6 protein-coding genes and 1 pseudogene are annotated in these 11708 nt (G+C 66.2%); all 7 read left to right on the plus strand.

What is annotated here, in order from left to right; genetic code table 11:
• Position 1 precedes the first annotated feature (1 nt).
• Positions 2 to 1075 carry an ABC transporter ATP-binding protein gene (locus AC1DB0_RS19090; RefSeq protein WP_476758479.1) on the plus strand — a complete coding sequence of 358 codons (1074 nt, stop codon included), beginning with the start codon at positions 2 to 4 and terminating at the stop codon, positions 1073 to 1075.
• Positions 1072 to 1839: a 5-oxoprolinase subunit PxpB gene (gene pxpB, locus AC1DB0_RS19095; protein ID WP_476758480.1), complete on the plus strand. Its 768-nt coding sequence runs from the start codon at positions 1072 to 1074 to the stop codon at positions 1837 to 1839. Before AC1DB0_RS19090 ends, pxpB begins: the two co-directional genes overlap by 4 nt.
• Positions 1836 to 2837: a 5-oxoprolinase subunit C family protein gene (locus AC1DB0_RS19100; protein ID WP_476758481.1), complete on the plus strand. Its 1002-nt coding sequence runs from the start codon at positions 1836 to 1838 to the stop codon at positions 2835 to 2837. Before pxpB ends, AC1DB0_RS19100 begins: the two co-directional genes overlap by 4 nt.
• Before the next feature lie 5 nt (positions 2838 to 2842).
• The gene (locus AC1DB0_RS19105; RefSeq protein ID WP_476758482.1) at positions 2843 to 3544 is read left to right on the plus strand and encodes a GntR family transcriptional regulator; all 702 of its coding nucleotides are present in this window, start codon (positions 2843 to 2845) and stop codon (positions 3542 to 3544) included.
• 82 nt (positions 3545 to 3626) lie between these two features.
• Positions 3627 to 4568, plus strand: coding sequence for a 2-hydroxyacid dehydrogenase (locus AC1DB0_RS19110; protein WP_476758483.1), 942 nt, complete (start codon positions 3627 to 3629; stop codon positions 4566 to 4568).
• A gap of 160 nt (positions 4569 to 4728) precedes the next feature.
• Positions 4729 to 4833: pseudogene (locus AC1DB0_RS19115) on the plus strand (ESPR domain-containing protein); the annotation flags it as partial.
• 30 nt (positions 4834 to 4863) lie between these two features.
• A partial coding sequence (locus tag AC1DB0_RS19120; RefSeq protein WP_476758719.1) for an autotransporter-associated beta strand repeat-containing protein occupies positions 4864 to 11708 on the plus strand: 6845 nt, incomplete at its 3' end.

The following is an 11708-nucleotide window of genomic DNA, read 5'->3' on the forward strand; positions in this document are numbered from 1 at the left end:
TATGCACACCGCTGATACCAAGACCGCTGATACGCCGCTTGCCTACGACATTCGTCCGCAGCGCCCGCCGGAACGCCAGGGCAAGGAACTGGTCATGACCGGCATCCACAAGCGCTACGGAGATTCCGTGGCGCTGCCCGCGGTGGACCTGACGGTTGCGCGCGGTGAATTCTGCACGCTGCTGGGCGCGTCGGGTTCGGGCAAGACGACGCTGCTGAAGATCATTGCGGGCTTCGAGACGCCTGACGCGGGCGTGGTGAAGATCGGCGGGCGCGACGTCACGCACACGCCGATCTCGGACCGCAACATCGGCATGGTGTTTCAGAACTACGCGCTGTTTCCGCACATGAGCGTGTTCGAGAACGTGGCCTTCGCCTTGCGCATGCGGCGCTTGAACGAAGACGACATTCGCCGCCGCGTGGGCGAAGCGTTGGAGCTGGTGAGCCTTGTGCCGCTGCAAGACCGCAAGCCCGGCGCGCTGTCGGGCGGCCAGCAACAGCGCGTGGCGTTGGCGCGCGCGCTGGTGTTCACGCCCGACATCCTGTTGATGGATGAGCCGCTGGGCGCGCTGGACAAGAACCTGCGCCAGGCCATCCAGCTGCAACTGCGCCGCCTGCATCAAGACCTGGGCCTGACGGTGGTGTTTGTGACGCACGATCAGGAAGAGGCCATGAACCTGTCTGACCGCATCGTGATTCTGGAGCAAGGCCGCATCGTCGAAGCCGGTTCGCCGGAAGGCTTGTACCGCCAGCCGGCCAGCGCGTTTGTGGCGGGCTTTTTGGGCGAATGCAATTTTCTGCCGGCGGCAAGCGCCGGTACCGATGCCACCTTGGGCGTGCGGCCCGAACACCTGCGCTTGGGCAGCCAACTGGGCGGCGCGGACGTGCGTCACACGGGCCGCGTCGTCGCCGCCACCTTCTGCGGCCTGCACTGGAAAGTGTTCATCGAAGCCTACGACAAAGTCATCCTGGCGTATGCACCGCTGGGCATCGACGCTGCCGAGCGCACACCGGGCCAAGCCGTGACGTGGGGCTTTCACCCCACCGACGCCATGGAATTTTCCGCCGCAGCATGACGAGCGCCACGCCTTCCTCTTGCAGCGACGACGCGCCGCGCATTCTGGCGGCGGGCGATGGCACGCTGCTGGTCGAATTCGCCAACCGCATCGACTCTGACACCAATGCGCGCGTGCTGGCGCTGGCGCAGGCGTTGCGGGCGCAGCAGCGCAAGACGCGCGGCGTGCTGGGCGTGGTGCCGGCCTATCGCTCGCTCAGCATCCGCTTCGACCCGCTGACGATCAGCCCTGCCGCGGTGCGTGAAGTGATTGCGCATTGCCTGGACGCGTCGGCCATCGCCATCCACACCACGCCGCGCCGCTGGGACGTGCCCGTCTGCTACGGCGGCGGGCATGGCGAAGACCTGCACGCGCTGGCGGAAAGTCATCAGCTAGAACCCGCCCAGGTCGTCGCGCGCCACAGCGAGCCGGTGTACCGCGTGTTCATGGTGGGGTTTCTTCCGGGCTTTGCGTATCTGGGCGGGCTGGACCCCGTCTTGCACACCCCGCGCCGCGCCATGCCGCGCGCGCATACGCCTGCCGGCAGCGTGAACATAGGCGGCCAGCAAACCGCCATCGCCTCGGTGCCTGGCCCCAGCGGCTGGCATTTGATCGGGCGCACGCCGTGGCGCAGTTTTGACTTGCGCCATGCCAATCCCTTTCTGTTTGAAGCGGGCGACGAGATCGTGTTCACGCCGATCAGCGAAGACGAATTCGCGCACATCGACGCCTTGCATGCAGATCCCACCTACCGGCCGCAGCCGCGCACAGGAGGCCCCTCATGAGCGCGCGGCTGCACATCGTTGCGCCCGGCATGCTGACCACGGTGCAGGATATGGGTCGGCCCGGCTATGAACACATGGGCGTGCCGCCGTCGGGCGCGATGGACCCGGGCGCGCTGCGTCTGGCCAATGCGCTGGTGGGCAACCCGGCTGAACTTGCCGCGCTGGAATTCACGGTGACGGGCGGCCGGCTGCGCGTGCTGGATGCCGACTGCACCCTGGCGTTTGCGGGCAGCGCCGCGCTGCATGTGTCGGCGGCGGGCGGCTTGCCGGCGCGCGCGTTGGCGCCGTGGCAGTCGCACCGCGTGCCGGCCGGCGCCCTCTTGACTATCGGGCCGCTCGAACGCGGCATGCGCGGCTATCTGGCGGCAAGCGGTGGCATCGCCGTGGACCCGGTGCTGGGCAGCGCATCCACGCTGACGCGCGCGGCCATGGGCGGTATCGAAGGCCGGGCGGTCAAGCGCGATGACATCCTGCCCATCGGCCGCGCCCGCGCGCCGTTCCAGCGGCGCTGGGTGCCGTTGCGCCACACCGCGTGGTTCTATCGCGATGCGCCCATCGGCGTCATCCTTGGGCCGCAGCAAGATCACTTTTCCGCCAGCGAGATCCGCCGCTTTTTGAACGCCACCTATCGGCTGGCGCCGCAGTCCGACCGCATGGGCTTGCGCCTGGACGGTCCCGCCATCGTGCACGCCCAGGGCGCTGATATCATCACCGACCCCATCGCGGCAGGCAGCATCCAGATCCCTGGCGCGGGCCAGCCTCTGATCGCCATGAATGACCGTCAAACCACCGGCGGCTACCCCAAGATTGCCACCGTCATCAGCGCCGACCTGCCGCGCCTGGCGCAGATGCGGCCGGGGCAGCCGCTGCGATTCGAAGCGATGGATGCCGCCGCCGCCATAGAACGCTTGCGCTCTGATACGCAATGGCTGGACACTCGCGAACGCGAGCTGCGCGCCGATCCGAACTTCCCCATCTTCCCTCTTCTGCTTCCGTGATTCCTATGCCACCCACCCCTGCCATGGAACGCCCCGCACGCGCGGCCGCACCGGTTGCCACCAGCGCCGCTGATGACTCACGCGATCTGGTCGATGAAGCCTATTCGACGTTGTTGGACATGATCCAGCTGGGCCAGCTGCCCATCAACCAGCCCTTACAGGAACGCAATCTGGCCAGTGCGCTGGGCGTGTCGCGCACGCCGCTGCGCGAAGCAATGAGCCGCTTGATTGGCGGCGGCTTCGCGGTGCGCACGGCGCGCGGGCAATTGATCGTGCCCGAGCCCACGCTGCGCCAGTATCTCGAGATTTTTCAGATGCGCCTGCTGCTGGAAGGCGATGCCGCCGCCGCCGCCGCCACGCGCATGACGCCCGAGCAGGCCGCCGCGATTCTTGAGCAGGTCAGCGAGATCAAACGCCGCCAGCATTCCACCCATGAAGAGAATCACCGCGTCGACAACCTGCTGCACGACAGCATTGCAGCAGCCAGCGGCAACCGCTTGATGGCGCAGGCTATTCACGACCTGCGCATCAAGGCGCGCTGCTTTGATCAGAACGGCGCGCCCGAGCGGCTGATTCCCTGTTGCGATGAGCACATGGATATTCTGCAAGCCATCCTGGACCGCAACCCCGAGGCCGCGCGCGCGGCCATGCAGCGGCACCTAAGCAATGTGCGCGTGGGCCTGGTGGCGCGGCACACCGAACTCTAGGGTGCATTTCCCATTCCGCATTCCGCATTCCGAACATTCCGCCTTCCGAATTTTGCCCCCCACTTCGCCTCTCCGACTCCGCATGCAGCCTTCGCCCCCCCTCCTCATCATCATGAACCCGGTCACGCAGGCCGACCGGGACCAGATCGCCCAGCACTTCGAGGTGATCTTCGCGCCCACGCCGGAACAGTACGGGCAAGCCGTCGCCGCGCACGCCGCACGCGTTGACGTCGTTCTGACGATCGGCGCCATCGGCCTGACTGCGCAACAGATCGACGCGCTGCCCAATCTGAAAATGATTTATTCGATGGGCGCGGGCTACGAGAAGATCGACCTGGCGCATGCCAGGCTGCGCGGCGTGCAAGTCGCCAACGGCGCGGGCACCAATGACAGCTGTGTGGCGGACCACGCCATGGGGCTGATGATTGCCGTCATCCGCGGCATTCCCCGCCTGGATCAGCTCACGCGCCAAGGCGTCTGGCGCACCCAGGTGCCGCTGCCGCCGAACGTGTCGGGCAAGAAGCTGGGCATCGTGGGCTTGGGCGGCATTGGCGAAAAGGTGGCGACGCGCGCGCTGGCGTTCGAGATGGAGATCGGCTACTTCAACCGCCGCCCCCGCGCGGGCGCAACACACCGGTACTTTTCAACGCTGGATGAACTGGCGCAGTGGGCCGACGTGCTGCTCGTCGCCATCCCCGGCGGCGATTCGACGTATCACCTGATCAACGCCAATGTCCTCGCGCAGCTGGGCGCGAACGGCTACCTGATCAACATCGCACGCGGCAGCGTGGTGGACACGGCCGCGCTGGAACGCGCGCTGCGCGAACAAACGATTGCCGGCGCGGCGCTGGATGTTTACGAAGGCGAACCGCTGTTGCCCGCAGGACTGGCGGATCTGACCAACCTGGTGCTGACGCCGCATGTGGCCGGCTGGTCGCCCGAGGCCATGCAGCTAATGGTGGACAAGTTCCTGGAAAACGCCCGCCGCCTGTATGCCGGGGAACCGCTGCTTACCCCGATTTAAGACATCGGTGTGACGGCATTACGCCAGTGTGGCGCTCATGTAACTACCCAGTTTCAGTTATTTCTAAAATTTGTTACAGGATTTAAAATGTTGCGTAATAATCCGATACAACCGGGCTGACTCAAGGGGAGCAGCCTACGCCTCCCATTAATAGGCTGCTATGAATAAAACCTTCTGCTCCATTTGGAATCCGTCCCTGGGCGCCTGGGTCGCCGCGCCAGAAACCGCAAGGGTCAGGGGCAAGAGCACTACCCGTGGAGCAGCAGGCCACATTGCAGGGCCACAACCACGCAGCATGCCGCGCAAGCGCAGCCTGGTGGTCGCCATGGCGGCGGTGTGCGGATTATTCGGCTATTTGCCTGCGGCGCAGGCTACGTGCAGCCCGGGATTTAGCACGGGCGCGACGGTCATCTGCACGGGCTTCAACTTCACCCTCAATTCGTCCGTCAGCAATATGAATGTCATGGTGGCCTCCGGCGCGGAGGTCAACGTGATACTGGGCGATCCAAGTGCCTTGACGTTGAGCGGCAACAACACACGGTTTACTAACCTCGGCACGGTTCAGCCGTCGGGGAACCCCAGCACAATGTTGGCCTCTGGCGTCACCATCGGGAATGCCAACAACAGCATTGTGAGCGTCACAAACCTGGGAGTTATCAAAGGTACCGTGGGGGTGCTGGGCGTCAACCTGCCTACTGTTCAGGGCGTGGCGCTGAATATCCAGAACGGCGCCTTCGGCACCACGACGGTCACCAATTCGGGGACCATTTCATCGATGCCCCTGCTGGGGATTTCTATGGCGACCGCCGATGCGCCTGTCGTGGCGATCTCGGGCGGCGGCCAAGTCAGCATGACGAACACCGGCACCATTCTCGGCCGCGTGGCGTTCGAAGCATCGGCGGTCGGCAACACATTCACCAACGCCGGCACAATCGTGGGCGGCGTGTCTCTGGGCGCCGGGAAAGGCCCGAACAAATTCACCGCGATTACGGGCTCATGGGTGGATCAAGGCCCCGGCCTGATGGATGCCATTCCGGTTCAGAACTCGACGACAATGGCGTTCGCGAAAACCGGCCTGGTCGATGGCGGCGTGGGCGGCAACAACACCCTGACGCTGCAAAACGCCATCGGTGGCGGTTCCGGCACCGCCGGTTCGGGCTCCATTTCCTCCGCCAACTACGTCAACTTCAACAACCTGATCGTCACCAGCGGCACCTGGAACCTGTCCGGCCCGGTCCTGACAGGCACCACCACCACCACCACGCTCAATGGCGGCCGGCTGACCGTCGACAACGCAGCGGCGCTGGGCCCCGGCGCGGTGACCGCCAACGGCGGCGACTTGCTAGCGGGCGCGTCGAGCCTGACCCTGAGTAATGCGGTGGTGTTGGCCCCCGGTGGCCTGACCGTATCCGGTAGCAACGCGCTCATCCTCGGTGGCGTGCTATCGGGTGCGGGCAGCTTGACCAAGAGCGGATTGGGCACCCTAGCGCTGCAGGCCGACAACACCTACGCAGGGACCACCACCGTGTCGGGCGGCATCCTGCAACTCGGAACCGGCGGCACGACGGGCAGCCTTGGCTCGGGCGCCATCGTGAACAATGGCCAGGTCGTCCTGGTCCGTTCCAACAACGCAACGCTCAGCAACGCCTTCAGCGGTGCCGGCACCATCGTTAAAAATGGTACTGGCGTTGCGTCATTGACTGGCGATAGCAGCGCCTTTACGGGCTCAACGACCGTGTCCAGCGGCGGACTGACCGTCTCGAATAAGTTAGGCGGCGACGTCACCGTGTCTACCGGCGCCACGCTAGCGGGTTCCGGCACGATCAGTGGAAACGTTGGCGTGTCGGGCGGCACCTTGCAAGGGACGCAAGGCCAGACATTGACGATCGGTGGCAATCTGAACGCATCGGACGTCCAGATCAATGTGGCATTGGGCGCTGCGGGGTCATCTGCCGCCTTGTTCGATGTGGGCGGCTCCCTGACCCTCAACAATGCCACCCTGAATGTGACGGATCTGGGCGGACTCGGCACAGGTGTCTACAACCTGTTCAACTACGGCACGACGGCGATTGGCTCAGTGGGCTACGGGTCGATGCCCCCCGGGGTCAGCGCGGGCAATCTGACGCTACAGTTCCTCTGGGGCAAGATCAATCTGGTGTCCACCGTCGGCACGGTGTTTGACTACTGGGATGGCAACACCGCCGGCTCGCACACCAACGGCGCCGTCAACGGCGGTTCGGGCGTCTGGAACGCCAGCAACAGCAACTGGACCACGTCCGATGGCGCGACGAACGGCACGTTCACAACGCCGTCCTTTGCCACGTTCAAGGGAGCGGCGGGCGTCGTGACCGTGGATGCCAGCGCGGGCGCAATCGGCGTCAAAGGCATCACGATCGGCACGGACGGCTACGTCATTGAAGGCGATTCCATCGCGATGCAAGGCGGCAGCCAGACGACGATAGGGGTCGGCAACGGCACCCCGGCCAGCAGCGCCTTCACCGGCACCATCAACGCATCACTGACCGGTGCAAGCAAGCTGTTCAAGTCCGACTACGGCACCCTGGTGCTGGGCGGCAACAACACCTACACCGGCGGCACCGACATTCAGTTCGGCACGCTGTCGGTCTCGGCCGACAACAACCTGGGCGCCGCCAACACCGGCGTGGCCATGGTCGGCGGCACGCTGGCCACCACGGCCAGCTTCAACACCAACCGCAATATCGCGCTGACGCAAGACGGCGCCATCAACGTCGCGACTGGCACGCAGCTGGGCCTGACCGGCACCGTATCGGGCTCGGGCGCTCTCATCAAGCAGGGCGCTGGCACGCTGGAGCTGACCGGCGCCAACACCTACGGCAGCACGAAAGTGCAAGCCGGCACGCTGATCGGCAACAGCGCATCCATTCGCGGCGATTTGCAGAACGCCGGCACGGTCATCTTTGATCAAGCGTGGGATGACAGCGTGTCCGGCATGCTGCTCGGCACCGGCGCCATCACCAAGCGCGGCGCGGGCATATTGACGCTGAATGGCCTGAACACGCTGAACTGGAACATCGAGCAAGGCACGCTCGTCAGCGACGTGACCCGGTACTCGGCCAACGCCACCATCGGCGCTGCCGGTACCCTGCGCTTCAACCAAGCCACCGATGCCGACTACGCGGGCAAGTTGTCCGGCAGCGGCACGTTCGAGAAGACCGGCGCGGGCATGCTGAGCCTGAACGCGGACAGCAGCGCGTTCACCGGCACCACGAACGTCACGAGCGGCACGCTGATCGTCACCAACAAACTCGGCGGCGATGCGAATGTGACCAGCGGCCGCCTGCATGTGAACGGCACCTTGAGCGGCAACGCCGCCATTGGCAACAACGTCATCCTGTCTGGCGCCGGCACCATCGGCCAGAACGTCACGTTGACGGGCGGCATCCTGCAAGGCACGCAAGGCAAAACGTTGAAGATCGGCGGCGACCTCACGCTGGATAGCGCCAGCCGGGTCAACGTGGCGCTGGGCCGCGCCCCGGCCAACGCGCTGTTCAATGTGGGCGGCGACCTGGTCTTGGCCGGCACGCTGAACATCACCGACCAGGGCGCATTCGGCGCGGGCGTGTACCGCCTGTTCGACTATGGCGGCGCGCTGACCGACAACACGCTGGCCATCGGCACCGCCCCCACCGGCATCACCGCCAATGACTTGCGCATCCAGACCGCGGTCAACGGCCAGGTCAACCTGATGTCCACCGCGGGCGCCACGCTGAGCTTCTGGGACGGCGGCGACACCACGCGGCACGATAACGGCGCCATCGACGGCGGCGCGGGCACGTGGCGCACGGATGGGCTGAACTGGACCAACGTAGACGGCACCCTCAACGGCCGCTTCCAACCCAACCCGACGTTCGCGGTGTTCCAAGGCACGGCAGGCACCGTGGCGGTGGACGCGTCGGCTGGCGGCGTGGGCGTGACGGGCATGCAGATCACAACCAGCGGCTACCGGATTCAAGGCGATTCGATTGCGTTGGCGGGCGGTGCGGAAACCATTGTCCGCGTGGGCTCGGGCGCGGCATCCGGCTCGGCGATCACCGGCACCATCGCCTCCAGCCTGACTGGCGCGTCCAAGCTTGTGAAGGCCGACTACGGCACGCTGGTGCTGGCGGGCAACAACACGTACACCGGTGGCACCGAAGTGCGCACGGGCACCTTGTCCGTGTCGTCCGACGCGAATCTGGGCGCGGCCGCAGGCGGGTTGACGTTCAATGGCGGCGCGCTCGCCACTACGGCAAGCTTTGATTCCGCGCGCGCCGTCACGCTGACGCAGGCCGGCGCCATCACGGTGGCGGCAGGCACCTCCCTGGGCTTGCAAGGCGCCATCGGCGGCACGGGCACCCTGCAAAAGCTGGGCGCAGGCACCTTGACGCTGACGGGCGCCAACAGCTACGGCAACACGCAAGTGCTAGCCGGCACGCTGGTGGGCGATGCGGCCTCTGTGCGAGGAGACCTGGCGAACGAAGGCTCTGTCGTGTTCAAACAGGCCACCGATGCCAGCTACGCCGGCTATATCTCCGGCAACGGTTCGATGGTCAAGCAAGGCGCGGGCGAATTGACGTTGACCGGCATCAGCGGTCAGAACTGGCGCGTTGATGCGGGCACCCTTACGGCTCGCGCAGGACGCTACACCGGCAATACGATGATTGCCTCGGGCGCCACGTTGCACTTTGATCAAACGGCGGGCTCCTCTTACGACAGCGTGCTGTCTGGCGCAGGCCGGCTCACCAAGACCGGCACGGGCGCGCTGACGCTGACGGCCGACAGCAGCGCCTTCACCGGCAGCACCGACGTGCAAGCCGGCACGCTGATGGTGTTGAACAAGCTTGGCGGCGATGCTTCGATCACGGGCGGGCTTCTGTACATTACTGGCGAGCTGGACGGCAATGCGGCGATCAGCGGTGGCGGCACGCTGTTCAACGGTGGCCGTATCACGGGCAACGCCACGCTGGCAGGCGGCGTGCTGCTCGCCGAGCAAGGGTCCCAGCTTTCCATTGGCGGCGACTTGACGCTGGATAGCGCCACCCAGGTCAACGTGGAACTGGGCCGCGCGCCCACCCCGGCCTCGGCCTTGTTTAATGTGGGCGGCAACCTGACCTTGGCCGGCACCTTGAACGTGACCGATAGCGGCGGGTTTGGCGCGGGCATTTATCGCCTGTTCGACTACGGCGGCAACCTGGTGGACAACGGCTTGACCGTGGGCGCCACGCCGGCTGGCGTCGCCGCCGGCGCGCTGACGCTGCAAACCGCGGTGCGTGGCCAGGTCAACCTGGCGTCAACGTCCGGCGCCACGCTGAGCTTCTGGGACGGCAGCAATACCGCCCGCCACGACAACGGCGTTATCGACGGCGGCTCGGGCACGTGGCGCGCCGATGGCCGCAACTGGGCCAACATGGACGGCACGCTGAACGGCGTGTTCCAGCCCAACCCCACGTTCGCCATCTTCCAAGGCACGACAGGCACGGTCACGGTCGACAACTCGGCCGGCGCAATCGGCGTCACCGGCATGCAGATCGTCACTGACGGCTACCGCATCCAAGGCGACGACATCGCGCTGCAAGGGTCTGGCGGCGAGAGCATCATCCGCGTGGGAGCGGGATCAAGTGCGGACGCCGCCACGACCGGCACCATCGCATCCCGCCTGACCGGCGCCAGCAAGCTGGCCAAGACCGATTACGGCACGCTGGTGCTGACCGCAGACAACACCTACACCGGCGGCACCGATGTGCGCCTGGGCGCCTTGTCGGTGGCGAAGGACGCGAACCTGGGCGCAGCCGCAGGCGGCCTGACGCTAAGCGGCGGCGTGCTGGCCACGACGGCCAGCTTCGATACGAACCGCGCGGTGTCGATCACGCGATCGAGCGGCATTGATGTGGCGTCCGGCACGACGTTCGGCCTGGCTGGCGCCATCACCGGCAGCGGTGACGTGACCAAGACCGGCGCGGGCATGCTCACCGTGTCGGGCGACGGCAGCGCCTACACCGGCAACGCGCTGGTGCAATCGGGCGTCTTGAACATCGCGTCAACCGGCAAGCTCGGCGGCACGCTGACGCTGGCCAACGGCGCGCTGCTGCAAGGCGCGGGCCAGGTGGGCGCGACCACGCTGCAAAGCGGCGCGATCCTTGCGCCGGGCAACGTCAACGGCACGCTGAACGTCGCGGGCGACCTGACGTTCATGCCGGGTTCGGTCTACCAAGTGGCGGCTGACCCGGCCTCGTCCGCCAGCGCGCGCGTGGTGGTGAACGGCGTGGCGAACCTTGCCGGTTCCGTCGTGCACGTCGGGCCGGAAGGCGGCTTTGAAAGCACGCGTCAGTACACGATCCTGACGGCGGGCGCCATCAACGGCCAGTTCAACACCGTGTCGTCCAACTACGCGTTCCTGGACCCAGCGTTGCGCTACGGCGCGCAGGACGTCACGCTGCAACTCGGTCGCAAGCAAGTGCAAGGCGACCCGGCAACGCCTAGCCGTCCGATCGCGTTCGCGGACGCCGCTCGCACCGGCAACCAGCGCGCCGTGGCCAACGCGCTGGACAGCCTGCCGTCGGGCAATGCGCTGCACGAGTACATCCTGACCTTGCCGGAAGGCGCACCCGCTGCCGCCTTCAACAGCCTGTCGGGCGAAGCGCACGCCAGCGTCGCGTCCAGCCTCATGGGTTCCATCAACACCGTGCGCACGCTGCCGCTGTCGCACCTGCGCGCCAACCTGAACGCGGGCATGCGCCCTGGCGCACCGACGGCGCAAGCCGGCGGCACGCTGTCCGCGTCCGCCTTGCCCTCGTCGAACGCGCAGCCCGCCTGGGCTGAGCTCGTGGGCAACTGGCAAACGCAGAACGCCACCGACAACACTGCGCAAGTCCGTCAGCACACCGGCGGCGTCTTCGCCGGCGCCGACCATGCGGTGGGCAACGGCTGGCGCGTGGGCGGCGCGGTCGGCTACACCGACAGCAAGATCCGTGTTGACGACCTGGCCTCGAAGGCGGACGTGTCCGGCTACAGCGCGGCCATCTACGGCGGCAAGTCGTTTGACGCAGGCGCGGGCAAGCTGAACCTGCTGGTTGGCACGTCCTACACCTGGCACGACGTCAACACGGAACGCTACGCGAC

It is taken from the genome of Achromobacter sp. 10T422, assembly GCF_056394065.1.